At 37.0% G+C, this 19,736-nt stretch carries 16 protein-coding genes, 1 pseudogene and 1 riboswitch; of the genes and pseudogenes, 5 read left to right on the top strand and 12 right to left on the bottom strand.

Annotation, left to right across the window (positions count from 1 at the left end; all coding sequences use genetic code 11):
* Both ACFXN8_RS16005 and ACFXN8_RS16010 read left to right on the top strand, forming a co-directional pair.
* Nucleotides 1-224 (top strand): ABC transporter permease (locus ACFXN8_RS16005; protein ID WP_386846455.1); only part of this gene is annotated, 224 nt, incomplete at its 5' end.
* A gap of 75 nt (nucleotides 225-299) precedes the next feature.
* Nucleotides 300-1,274, top strand: coding sequence for a proline dehydrogenase family protein (locus ACFXN8_RS16010; RefSeq protein WP_386846457.1), 975 nt, complete (start codon nucleotides 300-302; stop codon nucleotides 1,272-1,274).
* A 236-nt stretch (nucleotides 1,275-1,510) separates the two neighbouring features.
* On the opposite strand, the gene ACFXN8_RS16015 is transcribed toward ACFXN8_RS16010, so the two are convergent.
* The 11 genes from ACFXN8_RS16015 to ACFXN8_RS16065 all read right to left on the bottom strand — a co-directional run bounded on the left by ACFXN8_RS16015 (nucleotide 1,511) and on the right by ACFXN8_RS16065 (nucleotide 17,769).
* The gene (locus tag ACFXN8_RS16015; protein WP_386846459.1) at nucleotides 1,511-2,053 is read right to left on the bottom strand and encodes a methyltransferase; all 543 of its coding nucleotides are present in this window, start codon (nucleotides 2,051-2,053) and stop codon (nucleotides 1,511-1,513) included.
* 173 nt (nucleotides 2,054-2,226) lie between these two features.
* Nucleotides 2,227-2,838: a response regulator transcription factor gene (locus tag ACFXN8_RS16020; protein ID WP_323651140.1), complete on the bottom strand. Its 612-nt coding sequence runs from the start codon at nucleotides 2,836-2,838 to the stop codon at nucleotides 2,227-2,229.
* A 16-nt stretch (nucleotides 2,839-2,854) separates the two neighbouring features.
* Nucleotides 2,855-4,003: a sensor histidine kinase gene (locus ACFXN8_RS16025; protein ID WP_483869460.1), complete on the bottom strand. Its 1,149-nt coding sequence runs from the start codon at nucleotides 4,001-4,003 to the stop codon at nucleotides 2,855-2,857.
* 139 nt (nucleotides 4,004-4,142) lie between these two features.
* Nucleotides 4,143-5,174, bottom strand: coding sequence for a Delta(5) desaturase DesA (desA, locus tag ACFXN8_RS16030; protein ID WP_376075546.1), 1,032 nt, complete (start codon nucleotides 5,172-5,174; stop codon nucleotides 4,143-4,145).
* Between the two features lie 470 nt (nucleotides 5,175-5,644).
* Complete coding sequence (locus ACFXN8_RS16035; protein ID WP_386846523.1) at nucleotides 5,645-6,145, bottom strand: GNAT family N-acetyltransferase; 501 nt, start codon at nucleotides 6,143-6,145, stop codon at nucleotides 5,645-5,647.
* 74 nt (nucleotides 6,146-6,219) lie between these two features.
* Nucleotides 6,220-9,651, bottom strand: a complete 3,432-nt coding sequence (gene metH, locus ACFXN8_RS16040) for a methionine synthase (protein ID WP_386846462.1) — start codon at nucleotides 9,649-9,651, stop codon at nucleotides 6,220-6,222.
* Nucleotides 9,644-11,491, bottom strand: a complete 1,848-nt coding sequence (locus tag ACFXN8_RS16045; RefSeq protein ID WP_386846464.1) for a bifunctional homocysteine S-methyltransferase/methylenetetrahydrofolate reductase — start codon at nucleotides 11,489-11,491, stop codon at nucleotides 9,644-9,646. Before ACFXN8_RS16045 ends, metH begins: the two co-directional genes overlap by 8 nt.
* 93 nt (nucleotides 11,492-11,584) lie before the next feature.
* A riboswitch (SAM riboswitch) is annotated at nucleotides 11,585-11,684 on the bottom strand.
* A gap of 125 nt (nucleotides 11,685-11,809) precedes the next feature.
* Nucleotides 11,810-13,198, bottom strand: a complete 1,389-nt coding sequence (locus ACFXN8_RS16050; RefSeq protein ID WP_386846466.1) for a protoporphyrinogen oxidase — start codon at nucleotides 13,196-13,198, stop codon at nucleotides 11,810-11,812.
* Nucleotides 13,199-13,463: 265 nt separating this feature from the next.
* Nucleotides 13,464-14,753 (bottom strand): protoglobin domain-containing protein, encoded by a 1,290-nt coding sequence (locus ACFXN8_RS16055; protein ID WP_386846468.1) that lies wholly within the window; start codon nucleotides 14,751-14,753, stop codon nucleotides 13,464-13,466.
* Between the two features lie 620 nt (nucleotides 14,754-15,373).
* Nucleotides 15,374-16,660, bottom strand: coding sequence for an SEL1-like repeat protein (locus ACFXN8_RS16060; RefSeq protein ID WP_386846470.1), 1,287 nt, complete (start codon nucleotides 16,658-16,660; stop codon nucleotides 15,374-15,376).
* Nucleotides 16,661-16,755: 95 nt separating this feature from the next.
* Nucleotides 16,756-17,769, bottom strand: coding sequence for a YdcF family protein (locus tag ACFXN8_RS16065; protein ID WP_376075555.1), 1,014 nt, complete (start codon nucleotides 17,767-17,769; stop codon nucleotides 16,756-16,758).
* A gap of 300 nt (nucleotides 17,770-18,069) precedes the next feature.
* On the opposite strand from ACFXN8_RS16065, the gene ACFXN8_RS16070 reads away from it, so the two are divergent.
* The 3 genes from ACFXN8_RS16070 to ACFXN8_RS16080 all read left to right on the top strand — a co-directional run bounded on the left by ACFXN8_RS16070 (nucleotide 18,070) and on the right by ACFXN8_RS16080 (nucleotide 19,157).
* Nucleotides 18,070-18,528, top strand: coding sequence for a hypothetical protein (locus ACFXN8_RS16070; RefSeq protein WP_376075556.1), 459 nt, complete (start codon nucleotides 18,070-18,072; stop codon nucleotides 18,526-18,528).
* Entirely contained in the window at nucleotides 18,516-18,803 is a 288-nt protein-coding gene (locus ACFXN8_RS16075) for a DUF2653 family protein (RefSeq protein WP_370082988.1), read from the top strand. The genes ACFXN8_RS16070 and ACFXN8_RS16075 overlap by 13 nt, the downstream gene beginning before the upstream one ends.
* A gap of 171 nt (nucleotides 18,804-18,974) precedes the next feature.
* A complete protein-coding gene (locus ACFXN8_RS16080) occupies nucleotides 18,975-19,157 on the top strand; it encodes a hypothetical protein (RefSeq protein WP_386846473.1) in 183 nt (60 codons plus the stop codon).
* On the opposite strand, the pseudogene ACFXN8_RS16085 reads toward ACFXN8_RS16080, so the two are convergent.
* Nucleotides 19,123-19,347 (bottom strand): annotated as a pseudogene (locus ACFXN8_RS16085) (AAA family ATPase); the annotation flags it as partial. The gene ACFXN8_RS16080 and the pseudogene ACFXN8_RS16085 sit on opposite strands and share 35 nt — an antisense overlap.
* Nucleotides 19,348-19,736 lie beyond the last annotated feature (389 nt).

Here is a 19,736-nt window from a genome sequence, read left to right on the forward strand (position 1 = left end):
TGATTCCTACAATCGAAAGCCAAAAAACAATTGGTCTTGTTCAATTACCAGGTATGATGAGTGGTCAAATAATTGGCGGAGCAGATCCTATTCAAGCGGTGCAATTCCAACTATTAATCATTTTCGCCCTGCTAACAGCAGCGACATTATCAAGCATAATGATTGGTTTTTTAAGTTATCCTGCACTTTTTAATGAACGCATGCAAATTCTTGAAACGAAATAATCGTTATATTAAAAACAATATATATTTTCTAAATTATGTTATAATAAAAAGAAAATGCAGTGAGGAGAATGACCCATGTTATTACGCGATTTTTTCATCCATTTATCTGAAAACCAACTATTAAATAGTACTGCAAAAAAATACGGCCTAAAATTAGGAGCACAAAGTGTAGTAGCTGGTACAAATATTGAAGAAACGATTGCTAGTATCAAAGAGCTAAACGCGCATAAAATCTCTTGTACAGTAGATAATTTAGGGGAATTTGTTTCAACTGAAGAAGAAGCAACAAAAGCTAAAGAACAAATCCTTGCTGCTATTGAGGCTATTCACGAAAATAGCGTTGATGCGCATATTTCGTTAAAGCCATCTCAATTAGGTTTAGATATTGATGTTGATTTTTGCTACGATAATTTATATGAGATTGTAGAAAAAGCAGCAGCATATAATATATTCGTAAACTTTGACATGGAAGACTACGATCGTTTACAAACATCCTTTGATATGGTTGAAGAGCTATCTAAAACGTTTAATAATGTGGGCACTGTTATCCAATCTTACTTTTACCGTGCTAAGGACGATATCGAAAAATACCAAGACTATCGCCTTCGTATCGTAAAAGGTGCTTATAAGGAGCCTGTAGAAGTTGCTTTCCAAGATAAATTAGATATTGATTTAAATTTCATCGAGTTAATTGAATATCATTTACTACATGGTAAATTTACGTCCATCGCAACACATGACCATAATGTTATTGCACACGTAAAACGCTTTGTAGCGGACAATAATATTCCACTTGATAAATTCGAATTCCAAATGCTTTACGGCTTCCGTACAGATCTGCAAAAAGAGCTTGCAAAAGAAGGCTATAACTTCTGTGTATATGTACCATTCGGCGAAGATTGGTACGGCTACTTTATGCGCCGTTTAGCGGAGCGTCCTCAAAATCTTAATCTTGTTACAAAACAAGTATTTACGAAAAAAACGAACACAGTCCTAGCTGTAGCAGCAGGTGCATTCGTTCTTGGACGTTTAACAAAACGTAAAAAATAAGGTCTAACATAAAGAAGCCAGAAGCTTAATTGAATAAGCTTCTGGCTTTAGTCTTTCAAGAACGTACCTTCCACAGGCAAACACTAAACTGCTTCCCTCACTCTATGCTTTATTTCAGATTCTCAGTTTAACTGTTATTCCCGCAAGAGCAATTCCATTTATTAGAAGTCCATTAAAAGCGTGTAATAAAATAATCAGTGAGGGTAATAAAAAGCCCCACTGATTAAAGATTTATATTATTCAACATGTAAAGCAATGGTTGAAACAATGGATTCTGCTGCATACTCCCATTTACCATCAATAAGACTACCTAATTTTTGCCCAAGCTCTTGGATCATTTCTAGCGTAATCGGGATATCATTTTTTTGCGCTAATGTAGCAATAAATGGAGCAGATAAACTTGTCCATCCTCCTCGATCAATTTTGATCTCCACTTGTTTTACTTCTCCATTTTCTTTTTCAATGCGGTAGTATAATTGATCATCTGGACGCCAGCTTAAGTGATGGGAGATTTGCCCATTTACAACTGTTAGATGATCCTTTTTTGTAATAGAAACAGGTTTTATATTAAATTCATGACCTAGTACATTTAGTTTTTTGATTTCAGGTCCAACTAATGCTGCCTGAACAGCTTTATCCATACTACTTTCTAATGGGATAGATGACTCTGTCTCAACTATCTCGTTGCTTGCAGCCAAAACTGCTGAAGGATTTGCGCTTGTCACGACAAATGTTGTAGCTAAAAAAGCTATTGAAGTAATTTTCGTTATTTTATTCATAATTATTTCCATCCTTCCCATTAAAACGTTTTGCATTTACTAAATATTATCATTAGTAGTCAAAATATACAATACCAATTATTCTTTTATAATGACAAAAGGCACTGAATTTAAATTATTCAATGCCTTTTGTCTATTTTTTTCTTATTTTTTTCTTAGGTATAAGTGTATTATTACTTATTCCACCCTTTTTCCTTAAAACGTGCAATGGCTTCAATACGATTCCCAACATTTAATTTTTCTAAAATAGTGGAGATATAGTTGCGGACAGTCCCTGCCGATAAAAATAATTCTGCAGCAATTTCTTTTGTCGTCTTCCCCTCTGCAACAAGCGTCAGTACCTGGCTCTCACGGTCAGTTAAAGGATTTTCACTATCATCCTCATAGACAAAATCAACGAGCTCAGGCGCATATATTCTTTTGCCGTCCATAATTGTGCGAATGGCACTGGCCAATTCTTCTATCGGACTATCCTTTAGTAAATAGCCACGAACGCTAGCCTTTCTTGCACGCTCAAAATAACCTGGCCTTGCAAATGTCGTTAATATAATTACTTTACAATTAGAACCTGTGCCATGCAGTTCCTCGGCAGCATCCAATCCAGTTTTTACTGGCATTTCAATATCCATAATACAAATATCAGGCTGATGCTCTTCAACAAGCGCCAATGCTTCCTCACCATTTTTTGCTAAGCCGACGACCTCCATATCATCCTCCATACTAAGTAATGAACGGAGTGCGCCTAATAGCATACCCTGATCTTCAGCAATTACAATTCGTATCATGTCACAGTCCTCATTTCTATATGTTCTTCAGATTTTCTTTGACCTTCTGATGCGTAATCGCAACTGGAATCGACACTGTTAATGTAGTGCCCTCTTCACTTTCGATTTTAAAAGAACCGTTTATAAACTCTAACCGTTCTCGCATTCCCTTTAATCCGTTTCCGGTTTTCAAAGCTTGCTTTTTGGTGATTCCTTGCCCATTATCACGAACGATTAAATATACTTCCTTAAAATTTTGATGGAAGGCGATTTCGCATTTTGTAGCACCACTATGCTTAACGACATTATTGACTGCCTCTTTTAAGCACATGGATAATACATTTTCTACAAGCGGCGGAACTTGTAATGTATCTTTATCACCATCAAATACAAACTCCATTTCAGCGGCCTTTAGTATTTGAGCAATACGCATAAGTTCGTCCTCAAATCTAGCCGTTCTCATACCCGATACTAATTCTCGCACCTCTTTTAATGCGATACTCGCCGTTTGACGAATATCCTTAATTTCTGTTAGAGCCTGCTGTGGATCACGTTCAATTAATCTTGAAGCTAAGTCACTTTTTAAGCCGATCATCGACAACTTTTGACCGAGAGTATCATGTAAATCCCGAGCAATACGTTGGCGTTCTTCAAAAACAATTAACTCCGCTATTCGTTCATTAGCCGTCTCAAGCTGACCTTCTAAATTTTCACGTTTATTTTTTGAATAAATCGTTAGCGGGAGAAGTACAACCGCTAAAATCGTTAAAACAACAAATGGTAATTGTGATAAAAATAAGTTTAGCTCAACGAAGAAGCCAACACCTGTAGAAATAACCGTAAAACCAATATGTAGACCATATATAATATAGAAGCCAACCGGTTTACGAATATTCCCAATGAAGAAAGCTGTGAAAATTGATAAATACACATAGCCATATAATATGGTCATAACGATATTAATGACCATTTCAAAGCTAATCCACATATAAACAAGACCGTTTTTCGAATTCATGGAAAACCGATAGAAAATAAAATATAGCATTAAAAATGTAATACCCATTGATATTTCTATATAAGATGATTTTCTAAAAATGAAGAAAAACGGTAGGAAACAGAAAATAATCCACAAATATACACTGAGCATTGGACTATTTGGAATAATACTTTGCCATTTCCTCAACATAATCTCACGCTCTTTCCTACTTTTCCCTCATTATAACAAGAAAATTTATTTTATGCCTGCACATGGTTTTTACTGCGCTTGTTGTACAATGTTTACGTAAAACAGCCATCCCATAGAAGAGATGGCTGAAAAAATTCTACTAAGCAGCTAAACTGCCTCTTGCTTTTCGTTTGATGATTTCATTAACTTCTTTAAAGGTTATAAACTTGCCTTGATCTTCATCATATAACTTGTAGCGTAATGATTCTAGGCTTGTACGTAACGTAATAGTCGTTGCAGTGTGTAATGGCGGTATGTCATTATGCGCCTTTTCAAGATTATAGTTCGGTACACGTGGGGCTAAATGATGTACATGGTGGAAACCAATATTGCCTGTAACCCATTGTAATAGCTTTGGTAATTTATAATACGAGCTACCTTCAACAGCAGCCTTTACAAAATCCCACTCTGAGTCATGCTCAAAATAAGAATCTTCATACGTATGTTGGATAAAAAATAACCAAATGCCTAGAGAAGCAGCAACAAACAATGTTACTACATGCACTAATAAAAATGCTTGCCACCCCATAAAGTAAATTAGGGCAACACAGATTCCCGCGATGACTACATTTGTTAAATAAGTGTTAAAACGTTCTTTCTGTTTAGCGTCATTTCGATTACGACGGTTTAAAATCAACACCATAAACAGTGGTCCTAAGCCAAACATTACGAATGGATTACGGTAAAAACGATACCATAAACGTTGTCCTTTAGATGCTTGTATAAATTCTTCCACTGTCATCATATCAATATCACCGATACCACGCTTATCTAAGTTCGAGCTAGTTGCGTGGTGAATTGTATGTTCACGTTTCCATTTTTCATATGGGAATGATGTTAACACCCCAGTTACAAAACCAACCCAGTCGTTTGCTTTTTTACTTTTGAAAAATGAACCGTGTGTACAATCATGGAAAATAATAAAAGTTCGTACGACAAATCCAGCAGAAATTACACTTAACCCAGCTGTTAACCATGGTGAAACATCCACTAACATATAGCCAGCTACCCATAGAGCTATTAAAGGTATAATCGTATTCACCATTTGAAAAATACTTTTAGCTGTGTCAGACTTTGCAAATGGTGCTACGTCTTGGCGCAGTTTTTTTGTTTTTTCTTTATCTGTTGCCATTATTTTTACTCCCTCGTTTCATTTTTTCTTATGACCTCATCATAAAACAAGAGTACAATCATGCAACAGAAGCAAACATCATAAAAAGGGCATGACATTTGTCATACCCTTTTATCTTTTCGTCAAAAGTATCAATAAACAAAGGTTGATTTTCACTCCGAGTTGGCGCTTTCCGCGGGCTTGGCTTCAATCTCCTCGTCACTTGTTCCTGCGGGGCTTTCAGCGCAAGCTAATCCCGCAGGAGTCGCCACTCTCCGTGAAAAATCAATAACTCCTCATCATTAACATAAGTAGACAAGCTAATCCATATAACTATTTATTAAAATATCATAAAAATCCACTATAGAGGAAAATAATACTTTCGATACTCCTCTCAAAATGCTGCATGTCGGGGTCAATTATTATTCAGCTTTATGCAAATAAACTAGAGTTTGCCCTCAGTATGAAAGAATATGACATGTCATACCCTTCTATGCTTTTGGTCCGGTTAACTGTAGCTGATAAAATACAAGATCTAGCCACTGTCCAAATTTATATCCTGCATTCTTTATTGTACCCACGTATTCAAAGCCTAGTTTTTCATGTACTTTAATGCTTCCGATGTTTTCATCATCAATGCCCGCTACGAGTGTTTTCACATCTCGCTCTTTAGCAATTTGAATAAGCTCATGCATTAATTGTATAGCGATGCCCTTTTGATAATGATCCTTATGCACATATACAGAATGCTCCATTGTGTGCTTATAGCCTGGATATGGACGGAACTGACTATATGTTGCAAAGCCGGCTACTGTGTCATTTACATCAAAGACTAGCAGTGGATTTCCGATTGTTTGCTGCTCCGTGAACCATTGTCTTTTTTCTTCTAACGATTGTGTTTCATATCGATAAACGGCTTTGCTCGTTAAAATAATGTCATTGTAAATATCTAAAACACCAGGTAAATCTTTCTCTTCCATCAATCGAATCATCATGCTCACGTCCTACTTCAATTATGCCGAGGCTTTAACCTCATTACATAAAGTTATACCACTTTTTTCTAGCATTACACATTAAAATATCGAGCATCTGGATGTGCAAAGACAATTGCTGAAACAGAAGCTTCCGGCTCCATCATAAAGCCTTCCGTTAAGTGAACACCAATGTCCTCTGGTTTTAATAAGCCAAACAATTTCTCTTGATCCTCCAAGTTCGGACATGCAGGATAGCCAAATGAGAAGCGCTGTCCTTGATATTTTGCTGCGAAACGATCACGCATTGTAAAATCTGTTGCATCTGGGAAGCCCCATTGATCACGAATTTCTTGGTGCATACGCTCTGCAAAGCCTTCTGCAAGCTCAAGGGCTGTAGATTGTAATGCATGACTTTCAAGGAATTTCCCTTCCTCTTTTAGCTGACGAGCCTTCGTCATAACCCCTTGGCCAGCTGTTACCACCATTAAGGCAATATAGTCCATTTCACCGCTTTCAACTGTTTTCAGGAAATCTGCAAGACATAAAAACGGTTCAACTTGTTGACGCGGGAAGGTAAATCGTTCAATTTCTGTTTTGCTATCTGCTGGATCATAAACGACTACATCATCCCCATCGGCTTGTGCAGGGAAAAACTGATACATACCTGATGGTTTCAATAGGTCCCTTTGTAAATAATCGTCGACTAAATCCTTTAACTCCGTTGCTCTTGCATCGCCAGCATCAAGTAATTGCTGTACTTGACCTTTTAAGCCTAGGTGATGTCCTAGTAATGTCCGCATATTAACATATGGATATAAATGCGAAACAGCATATTCTCTCTTTACATGGCGTCGCACATCTGCTGGTAGAAAGACAGACGCTTCCTTTATTGTACGTACAGGCTTTATTGTTACCTCTTTAATAGGGCGAGCCGCTCTTTTTTCGTCTGCCTCTAAGCGTTTTTCACGTGATTCCTTAATTTCAGCTAAGAAATCTGCACGTGTATCTGTCCCCATTAATCGATTTGCCTGCTCTAATCCTTGCATCGCATCCTTTGAATAAATGACAGGTCCATTATATTCGCCGGCGATTTTTGTTTCCGTAAAGCGACGGGATAATGCCGCTCCCCCTACTAAAATAGGTACGTCAATACCTGCTTCCTTGAAATCTTGAGCTGTAATAACCATTTGTTGTGCTGACTTTACAAGTAAGCCTGAAAGCCCGATGAAATCTGGCTTTTCCTTGCGAATCGCTTCTATTAATTGGGAAGGTGTTACTTTGATGCCAAGATCAATCACCCTATAGCCATTATTACTTAAAATAATATCAACAAGGTTTTTCCCAATATCATGCACATCGCCTTTTACAGTTGCAAGAACCATCTTCCCCTTGCCAGCACTCTCTTCATCTTTCTCCATAAATTGCTCTAAATGTGCTACTGCTGCTTTCATAACCCCTGCTGATTGTAATACCTCTGCTACGATGAGCTGATTATCGTTAAATAAGCGGCCAACCTCTGCCATTCCATCCATTAAAGGTCCATTAATAATAGCAAGCGGTGTTTCGAAAATTTCACGAGCAGCCTCTAAATCCTCAATAAGCCCTTCCTTTGTACCTTCTAAAATATAGTAAGCTAAGCGACCTTCTACTGTTTTCGGAATATCTTCCTCTGTTTTTTCCTTCTTTTTATCGCGATAGAAATCCGTGAAGACGGCTAATGTCTCATCATTTGTATGAAAGAGTAAATCATTTGCTAGCTTAATCTCTGCCTCAGGAATAGATGCATAACGTTCTAGCTTCTCCGTATTCACAATTGCATAATCTAAACCAGCCTGTGTACAGTGATATAAATACACGGCATTCAATACTTCACGACCTACTGGTGGTAATCCGAATGAAATATTACTTACACCAAGCACCGTTAATGTACGTGGCATTTTCTCCTTAATAAGGCGAATACCTTCTACTGTTTCAAGTGCTGAGCCAATATATTGCTCATCTCCTGTACCTACTGGGAACATTAATGGGTCAAAGATAATATCTTCGGGAGCAATACCCCATTTTTCTGTTAACAATTTATAAGAACGCTCAGCAATCTCTAGCTTACGATGTCGATCAACCGCCATGCCTTGCTCATCAATTGTCCCCACTACTAAAGAGGCCCCATATTTTTTCACTAGCGGTAAAACTGCGTCAAAACGCTCCTCGCCATCCTCTAAGTTAATAGAATTAATGATGGCTTTCCCTTGAGAAAACTTAAGTGCTTCCTCAATTACTTTTTCATCTGTCGAGTCAATCACAAGAGGTACTTTTACTTTTTTTACAACTTCCTGCATAAAGCCACGAATATCCGCTAGTTCATCGCGATCAGGATTTGCTAAACAAATATCAATAACATGTGCTCCATTTTTCACCTGGGCACGTGCGATTTCTGCTGCTTCCTCAAACTTCCCATCAATAATTAAATTTTTAAACTTACGAGAGCCGATGACATTTGTCCGTTCTCCAATAAATAATGGACGCATAGAATCGTCATACACTAATGGCTCTATGCCTGATACTACATGACCATGTGTTGCATCTGGTAATTGGCGAGGCTTTTCGTACTTTAGCACCTCTCGAATAGCAGCAATATGTGCTGGCGTTGTACCACAGCATCCTCCAACTATATTCAGCCAACCCTTTTCTGCAAAGCCTTTTAGCTTCTGTGACAGCGATTCAGGTGACTCATGATAGCAGCCTTCCTCGTCAGGTAAGCCTGCATTCGGATAACAGCTAATATAGCCTGTTGAAAGCTCTGCTAGTGAACGGATATGATCAGTCATAAACTCTGGTCCAGTCGCACAGTTTAAGCCCACTGACAATGGTTTAATATGCTCGATAGAAATGTAAAAAGCATCAATTGTTTGACCAGCCAGTGTCGTTCCCATCGGTTCAATTGTTCCTGATATCATCACAGGTAGCTCTTTTCCCGTTGCTTCAAAGGCACGAGATACCCCCAATGTTCCTGCCTTAACATTTAGCATATCCTGACTGGTTTCTAGCAACAGAATGTCCGCCCCGGCTTCGATTAATGCCTTTGCCTGAACATAGAAGTTTTCCTCTAACTCATCAAATGTAATACCACCTGTAACCGACAAGGTTTTTGTAGTTGGTCCCATAGCCCCCGCTACAAAACGTGGCCAATCGGATGTTGAAAACTCATCCACTACTTTGCGTGCAATTTCTACAGCGCGTTTATTAATCTCTTCTGCTTTCGCACCAAGATCATATTCATTTAATACAAGTGGAGTACTTCCAAATGTATTTGTACAAATAATATCTGCTCCAGCCTCTAAATATTTCCCATGAATTTTTTCCAGCACATCTGGTCTAGTTAGCACGAGATTTTCATTACAGCCATCATATTCCTCGCCGCCAAAATCCTCTGCCGATAAATTTTCATTTTGTAGCATTGTTCCCATTGCGCCATCAAGAATTAAAATTCGTTTCTCTAGTTGTTCTTCAATCAAGTGCTTAGCCATTTATACTTACCCCTTTTTTCTGTTCATCCAATTGCTCAATAAATTTCATTAATTCTAGTGTCATATCGTAGCGTAAAAATGGTGTGATGAGGTAAATACCATTGAAATATTCCGTTGCTACTTCTACTAATTCCTTGGCAATTGCAATTCCTTCTAGTGTTGCGCGTTCCTTATCTTCGCCACAAGCCTTCATACGTGCTAACGCATCATCAGATAGTTTGATGCCTGGCACTTCATGGTGTAAGAACTCCGCACTTTTATAGCTCGTTACTGGCATAATGCCTATATAAATTGGTGTTTCTAAATGCTTTGTCGCCTCGTAAATTTCCACGATTTTTTCCTTTGAATAAACAGGCTGTGAAATAAAATAATCTGCCCCATATTCAATTTTCTTTTCTAATCGAGAGACAGCGCGATCGAGCACACGTACGTTAGGATTAAAGGCAGCCGCCACAGAGAAATTCGCCTTTTTACGAAGTGGTTTCCCTGAAAACGATACACCTTCATTTAACTGTTTTATTAATTGGATGAGCTCCATTGAAGAGACGTCATAAACGCTAGTAGCCCCTGGGAAATCACCTACCTTTGTCGGATCTCCAGTCACTGCTAAAATATCATGAATTCCTAGTGCATTTAATCCCATTAAATGTGATTGAAGACCAATTAAATTACGATCTCGGCATGTTATATGGGTTAACGGGCGTACCCCATGCGTTTCTTTCAGTAAGGCACCCATTGCGACATTACTAATCCTTGGTGAAGCAAGTGAATTATCTGCCATCATGACTACATCCGCGCCAGCCTCATATAATTTTTTTGCCCCTTCAATAAAGCCTTCGATTTCTAAATGTCTTGGTGTATCTAACTCCACAATAATCGAGCGTTCCCGTTTTACTTTTACATGTAATGGCTCATAATTTGCTGGCTCTGCCTCACGGACAACCTCTACTTTTTCTGGCTTTGCATACTTTTTCTCGACCGGGGATAGCTCCTCTAAGTACTTCTTCGCTGCAGCAATATGCTTTGGTGTCGTACCACAGCAGCCACCAATTAAACGTACCCCCTGATCACGAAGCTCTACAGCTGCTCGACCAAAATAATCTGCCTCCGACTCATATACGACACGGCCATCCTCCAAATCAAGGAGAGAGGCGTTCGGATATGCTGACATAAATGCCTTTTTAGGAAGCTCTACTCCTTCGAATGCTTGTATAGTATGGTGAGGACCTAAGCGACAGTTAACACCAACGATATCAGCACCTAGCGCTTCAAGTTTATGTAAGGCGTTATTTAAGCTCATTCCATTTTGCAAAATTCCGGGTTCGTGCATAGAAACTTGAGCAATAATCGGTAATTTCGTTTTAGCTCGTAGCATTGTTAAAGTCGCTGTTAGCTCTTCAAAATCATAATACGTTTCAAGTAAAAGACCATCTGGATTTCCTGCAAGTAAAACAGTTGCCTGCTCATCAACTGTTGCTAAAATTTCCTCTAACGTTGCGTCACTTTTACGAATACCACGGATTCCTCCAATAGTACCTAAGACAAATTGTCCACCATCTGCCGCTGCTCGTTTTGCAATCGTTATAGCAGCTTCATTAAACTGCTGCACACGAGATTCTAATCCATAACGGGCTAATTTTATGGCATTAGCTCCGTAAGTGTTCGTTTGAATAATATCGGCACCAGCTGCTATATATTCTCTATGAATCTTTTCAATTAATTCAGGTCTCTGTACATTCATTTCCTCATGGCAGTACTCCAAGCCATAGCCGTATAAAACCGTACCAATTGCGCCATCTGCTGTAAGAACATGCGTTTTTAACCTTTCAAGCAATCCCATAAAACTAGCCTCTCTTCCCTTATCTTTAAAATAAAAAAAAGCCTTCTTTCATAAAAAAAGAAGGCTTTTACGTCGTTTCGTAATTGTTTTTCCTTCTCATCTTCGACTCAACGGTCTTCTGGATTTAGCACCTGACAATAAGTTGGTTGCTGAAGCTTCATAGGGCCAGTCCCTCAGCTTCTCTTGATAAGAATGTAGTATGAATTTTTTAAATAATTAAAAGAATCATATCGTTTACGAACGATTGAGTCAAGACTATTTCACAGAACAGAGGATAATTTTTACGAAAAACATTATATTTTGATTTAATTCAGACAATTACGATAGTTTTCCAGCAAGTTCCTCACCAATTTTTTTACCATTTTGAATACATGCACCTATGCCTACTCCAAAATAAGAGCATCCCGCTATTGATAAATTTGGATAGTTTTCCTCAAGCTCTTGCAAGAGACCTTGCAACGCTTCACGATGTGCCAAGTCGTACTTCGGCATTTGATCAATCCATTTTGTCACGTCAACAATAGTTGGCGTTTCCTCAATCCCCAAGCTTTTTCTTACATCCTCTAGGGCAACAGTTGCTAACTCTTCATCTGTCATCACACGTAATCTCTCATACTCAGGGTTAATGCTCTTATAAAAAAGTCGTACAAGTAATTTTCCTTCTGCTGAGGTGTGTTTCCACTTGCGACTTGTCCACGTTGCTGCATTACAAATAACATCCGAATTATGTGACACAATATAGCCTGTTCCATCTGCTGGTAATCTATTATCGGGTACATCAAATCCTAAGTACATCGTAATGGCGGATGCAGTATTGAATCGTTCAAAATAGCAGTTCAAAGATTCATCCTGCAATAAACTTTGTACCGCTTCATTTGGCAGTGCCATTACAACATGATTTGCTTCAATCATTTTTCCGTTTGCTAATGTAACAGCGTATTGATTCTCCTGCTTTTTAACATTTGTAGTGGCAATCCCTTTTATAATTTCTACATCCGTTAATGTTTCTTCAAGTCGATCTATTAGTGAAGATAACCCATTTCTAAATGAAATAAATTTCTTATTGGCGGCTTTCACAAATTGTTCCCTGTTTGCATCGAAACCTTTAATAATACTACCGTAATCGTTTTTGTAATCGATTAAATACGGTAAAGTGGAAGCAATGGAAAGCTGATTTAAATCTCCTGAATATACACCTGCAAGTACGGGCGCTATTTGGTTTTGAACAAGCTCCTCACCTAAATAGTATGTTAAAAATTCCCCGATAGAGCTTTCTTTTGTAAACACTTCATTTGGCATGGTTAAATCTTTTAACGCTTCTTTTTTACCTTTCTCTGATACAAGCGTGCTTTCCTCAAGAGATTGTAAGCTCATAGGAATACCGAACGTTGAGTCTGCAGGGATGGCATGTAACTCATTATTCGTGTATATATACGAAATACCCGTTTCGTTATACGCAAGATTTTGTTCAAAATTAAGTTCTTCTACTAACTCCATGACACCTTTATGACGCGCTACAATAGAATCTGCTCCTGTTTCCATAATGAAGCCTTGTTCATATGCAGAGTGAAGCTTGCCACCAAGGTATGTATTCTTTTCAACGAGTACAAGCTTTACATTTAAGTTTTTCTCCTGAACTTGGCGTTGTAAATAATGCATTGTACACAATCCCGTAATTCCGCCACCTAATACAACAACTGTTTTCATATTAACCGCCCCTATTTTTAGTTCTTTATTTCAGTATAAACTTTTTTTATCAAAAATTACGTTAAACCCTTTACAAATTTAGCAAAAATGGAGCTATCCAGGCATTGGATAGCTCCATTTTTTTCTATGTTCAGTTAGCATATATTAAATTTAACAGCACATATTCGATACCTAGCTGATATTATATATTAAGAGTTGATATAGTGTTATTTATACACTACAATGTGAAGCACCTTCTTGTCTTTGTCTCTTGCTTCTCACTTCACTAATTTAAATTTTGTGCAAAGCTAGCTAGTTCTTCCGCAGAATTTTTTACTTCATTAAAGGCAATACCTAATTCACTTAGTACTTCTACTATTGCTTGTACTTCTTTTTCCATCTGACCATTTTGTTCTTTGGCTTCGGTCATAGCTTCCAATATGTTAGTAAATTGTCCTTCCGTTTGAACCATATTTTCCTCACCGGAAGCTACCTCTTCTTGAATATTACTAAGCGAATAAACAAGATTAACTGTCCGCTCATTCGTTTTATGTAGTAACGTGGCAACCGATGTGACAGATTCCTTTGTTTGAATCGATAGTTTTCTCACTTCATCTGCAACAACACTAAAGCCTTTACCTGCTTCTCCAGCACGAGCCGCTTCTATTGCCGCATTTAAAGCCAACAAGTTCGTTTGATTAGCAATATTTGTCACAACATTCATAATCGATTCCATTTCTTTTGACATATCTGCCAACTGTGTAATATTTTCCGCTATATCGTCAAGTGAGTAAATAATATTACTCATATTTTGCGATTGGTTCTTTAATTGTTCACGACCTTCTAATGCCTGACTCTCAGCCATAGTCGACACTTGAAGTGATTTTTTTGCTAGTTGTTTAATTTCATCTGATTGTTCACTTAAGCGATGAAACGAGTTGTTCGTTTCTTGTGATATTGTGGCAAGACATTCCGAAGACTCTACAATCTTTTTCTCTATTACTTCTTTTCTACGTTCTATTTTTTCATGAAGTTGATCAATGGTATGTTCAAACGCCTCTAAAACTAACTGTTGCTCAAAATTAGATATTTTTGAGATAGCCCTAATTGTATTGAGTTGATCCATTGGATGATGAACATGTTCTTCAACTAAGTCAATAAATGATGCTGTTAAATCTTGAAAAGCACAAATATACCATTGTGTTTTAAGCCCGATATGGACATGTACTTTAGCAATTTTAACGCGCCTTTGATAAAAATCATCATCAATCGTACCATTAAACATTTCAATAATATGACGTCGTAAAGTAATTTTCAGCCTCTCTACAGAACTATGTTTATTAATAATATCTACTAGAGTACGTTCAGTTACAATCATTTCATAAAATCGAATAACTATGTTATCAATATTGCCTTCTACAAAAGGTTGAAAGGCTTTTAAATATTGTAAATCCCGTTTTGTCAATTTAAGCAAATCAATTTGCTTTTTTATTGAATGGCGATTCGTTATATCCATTTTTACAATGTATTGCTCTAAATCTAACGCCGTTGTCTTTCTCTGTTTTTGAAAAATCACACATTTACCCTCTTTCATGCCGTGTACTTTTAAAAGCTGAGAAAAATTTAATTCCATTCACCAATAATATAAAAAAAGCATCACCATAACGTAGAGTTGATTTCCATTCCCTCTGGACGCATCCTGAAGAATTGTCATCCCTAACTTTTAGTGAGAACCCCCTCAGGATATTAAATCCATATACATTACTTATGACTCTTTCTTCTGTTACGGGTTATAATCAACTAAAAATGGTAACCTTATAATTAGCTATTGCTACTAACTGCCTTTCAAAATCCCTCATATACATTATACATTTTATAAATAGCTGTCAATTTTCACATATGCATTTTTTACCATAAATTGAACGAAAAGTACCTATTACCTTTCTTATTAATCAAAGCAGAAAAAAAGCTACCACAATACTTTTGGGTAGCCAATTGTCATCATCTCTGTTTTTTTTTTGCTTATTTTTTCCTTGTTTTAGTTTGAGGTAATACCACTTTATTATATTGATATTTTTACAACTAGTTACACCTGATAAAATATACCTAATAGATACTCCCAACCAAAACTTAATGCCTATATACAAAAAGGTGATAATTGAATCTAAAAACCTATTATTTTTTAATAAAAAATGCTTAGATTCCTTTCAATTGTTCCAGTAAAAGTGCAGCCTCTTCCACTCCAGCATCTGCTGCAAGTCCATACCATTTTATAGCCTCTTTAATATTTCTAGTTATTCCTTCCCCTTTATTGTATATGTGCCCTAGTTGTAATTTTGCTTCCGAATCACCTTGAAGGGCGGCCTGTTTAAACCAATGAATTCCTTTTTCAATATTCCGTATACCCGTTAACCCTTGACTCCAAATAAAGCCCAAATCATAAAAGGCATCGACATGATATTGCTTTGCTGCTCTTTCATACCAATATAATCCACGGTTCACATCTTTAGGTTGCCCTAACCGACCCTCTAGATAGATCCCTCCAAGCCTATACTGTGCCTCAACATAGCCTACTTCAGCAGATTTTTTATAATAGCTACATGCTTGCTCCTCGTCTTTGTCGACTCCTAGTCCCTGCTCGTAAATTATACCGAGTGTAAACATGGCCTCTGCCACACCTTGTTGTGCGGCAAAGTCGAACCACTTCTTCGCAAGTACCAAATTTTCTGGTACTCCCTCTCCGTTAAAATACATATCCGCCAAATTATTCGCGGCATCTGGATGCCCTTGCTTTGCTGCAGCCTCATACAACGAAAAAGCCTTATTATAGCTTTCTTGTACGCCTATACCTTCAAAATAAAAATTACCAAGTGCATATTGTGCATCGGCATTACCTTGTGATGCTGCTAACTCAAACCACTTCACTGACTTTTCTGGTTGGAAGTATGAGCCGTCAATTGCACTATAATATTCACCAAGTTGAAATTGTGCATCCGCGTCCTGTTCCTCGATGGCATCTTTGTATAAATCAATGATTACCTCATGATCTAGATCTTCTTCGTCAAATGCTTCAACCTGCTCATTTTGATGAATAAAATACCATTCCAATATATCAAGTACATCATCAACAACTTCAACGCAATTAGCTAACTTCTCCAGTGAAGAAATTTGCCAAATGAAAATATAGATAGGGAGTGGAATTGCTTCACGCAATAAATCATCATATTCAGCTAAAAGCGTTAGCACATTCTCCTGTACTGACTGTGTCTGTTCTGGATGTATAATTTGTAAATGTCGTTGTTGTTTTTTTTTCAATAGTCCCTGCACAACTTGATATACTATTTTGTGCAAGGCTGCTAACTGTACTTCTTTGACTGTTATCAAATCAATGTTTTGCGCAAAACATGTATCTTGTGTTTGCGCGAGCTTTTGTAGGGATCCTATTCGCTCTTTATTTTTTTTTGCTAAAAATTGCCCATACATTCGTTTCCCTCCTCGCACACTACTATCAATTCGCCTTGGCGTAATTGCGTCAAATGCGCCTTGCCACTATTATATGGAAGACAGTTCTAAATTGGTTACACATATGCTCTCAATATTAATCCAATAAACAATGTAATAAACAAAAAGACAGTGACATGAATCCATTTATACATTTCTAATAAACCAATAAATTCACGAGTAAACGCATTAGGTACATAATAAAAGGCTGTCTTTGAACCAACACCTTGTGCATCAAGCTTCGCCTTTTTGGCATAAATACTTGCACGAAAAACGTGAAAATTATTCGTTACGAATAAGGAGCGATATTTTTTCCCTTGAGCATGCTTATCCATAATTTCTTTAGAGAATGCCATATTCTGTTCAGTATTCGTCGATTGATCTTCCATAAATACTTTTTGAGACGGTATTTGATGTTCGTCAACTATATATTTTTTCATGGCATATGCTTCTGATACTTCTTCATCACTTCCCTGTCCACCTGAGACGATAATGTAAGGTCGTTCATCATATTTTTGAAACTGCTTTACTGCCTCATCTAAACGGCTAGCTAAAAGCGGTGGTACTTTATCTCCGATTAGCCCTGACCCTAACACAATAATATAGCTAGGCTCATAAAGGATAGGCGTAAAATGATATAGAGTAGCGTAGGCCATTATACTTGTATATAAAAACATTGTATAACCAAAAACCAAGAACCCATAGAAGAAAAGAATATGCCAAATATCATTTTCGATATTCATAAAAATCACAAATACATACCAAATCATCATGATAAAAAAACTCAAACCAAAAACAGCCAACAATAAATTTCGTACCTTACGTCCTTCTTTTTCAAGTAAAACTTTACTATTAAAAAACGTAGCTATCGATAAAATAAACATAATACTCGGGAAACTACCAAGTATAATGACTATCCCCATCTTCGACATGATCCCTTGCTCATTCGGGAGAAATACAGGATGACTAAGTATTGTGCTTAAAATAAACAGCCCTAAAAGACCAAGAACTACTGCATTGAAAAAACGTCTTTTTTCTGTTATATAAAGCATTAAAAAAATTAAAGTTAATAGTAATAATGTTGAAATCATCGTTTCACTCCTTTCTTTTTATATACCCTTTTTAAGGCTTATCCTCTTAACGCGGGGTTGATTTCCGTTCCGACTGGGTGCGGCGTCCAACTCTATTACAATTAACGATATACGTGGCATGCGTTATAAGTAATGCTTGTCCAACATTTGGTAGGTTAGCACTGTCACTAGTTGTTCAAATTTGTGGATATACCTAAATTGATGGAAGCGTTTATTTTATTTTTCGTGATGGTTCATGTAAAATTACTATTAAGATTAGTTTATGACAAAACTAAAAATTATATTGGAGGAATGTAAGTAATGAAAAAAATTCTTGCCGCTCTTTTTGCAGCGACACTTATGTTTGCATCTGTAGGTGCAACATTGTTCATCTCAGATACACCAACTGCAGAAGCTAAATCCTATAAGTCCGGTAAAAAAGGCTTCTCGAACAATAATAATAATAGCTCAAATTTCCAAAAATCTCAGGATAAATCTAAAGACCAAAATAATACAACAACAAATAAAAGCACAAACAAAACGGATTCAACAGCTAAGAAAGGCGGCTTCTTCTCAGGCGGCCTTATGAAAGGCTTAATGCTTGGTGGCTTAGCTGGTTTATTATTCGGAGGTCTTTTCGGTGGTATGGGTATGCTTGGTAATATTTTAGGCTTATTAATTAACGTTGCAGCCATCATGGTTATCATAATGCTAGTTGTAAAAATTGTTAATATGTTTAAAGATAAAAAACGTAAAGAGGAAGCACAATGGCACAAATAATTAATGAGCAAGATATTATTAATGCAATTTGCTTATCTCAGGCCTACTATAAAAACATTCGCCCTGAGGATGTACTTGTAGAACTAACATACGATGATGACACAGGCTTCGGTGCAGAAGTTGAAACTAATGGTCAAATCGAGATATTCGATACAGCAGCAATGATTGGCGCACTACGTGTATGGATTAAAGATGTCCTACATGGTGATCCATTTTCAACAGGCATCGAACTCGTCCTAGATGATGAAGAAGGCATTATTGCTAGACTATCGTAAATAAGTAAAGAATGAGGCTGGGACATAACTAGCTTCAAACAATAAAAAAAGTGAAATTGAGTGCGCTCAATTAATATGGTACCTGTAGTTAGGACACTTGAAAAGGAGTGTTTTATCTACAGGTATTTTTTTATATACTTGAAATTCAAGATACAGGGATAAGGGAACAATATGAGTAAGATAACATTTTCAACGAAAGAGATAAAAATTCTTCAAAAGAATCCTAATGTACAACGTGTTTGCGAAAGAGCTATTACATATACTGACGCCTTTAAAAATAAATTTATGGATGAGTCTATGGCTGGTAAACTTCCTCTTCAATCGAATCTTGGAAAATCCTTTTTCCATTATTAATGATCCCTATTTGTGTGGCCATTTGATCTATTTCACTTAACAAATGACTGGATACAAGGACACTCATACCAGACTTAGGTAATTCTTTAATCAACTCTCTGATTTCTTGGATACTAGAAGGGTCTAATCCATTAGTTAGCTCATCTAAAATTAATAAATCTGGATTACTAAGTAGGGCAACAGCAATACCGAAAAAAAAATCGGCTTTCTTTATGTCGAAATTTGCTTAGCGTATGTTTTTCGCTTTTTGTTGGTAGGACCCCCTATAGAAGTGATTATCAATGAATTCCTGAGTTCAAAGGAAATTCAAAGTAAGATTGGTGGAAAACGATATAAAATTATCATTAGAGGCAAAGATAAACAAAAAATAAATAGAATGTGTTAATTTTGAGGATGATTTAAATTAAAAAAAGCCGATGTTTTTTAAAGTGTATCCTTTGTAAAGGGTACACTTTAGGGATCATCGGCTTTTATTTTTATTGGCAAGCGTGCATGGAAAGGTTGTATTATAAACTAACTATGTTTTCTCCCATATCCCAATTCTCCACAAATTTCTCGTAATGACAAGTAACGATATAA

The sequence above is a fragment of the Lysinibacillus sp. NPDC059133 genome (assembly GCF_042755925.1).
Taxonomy (GTDB): Bacteria; Bacillota; Bacilli; order Bacillales_A; family Planococcaceae; genus Lysinibacillus.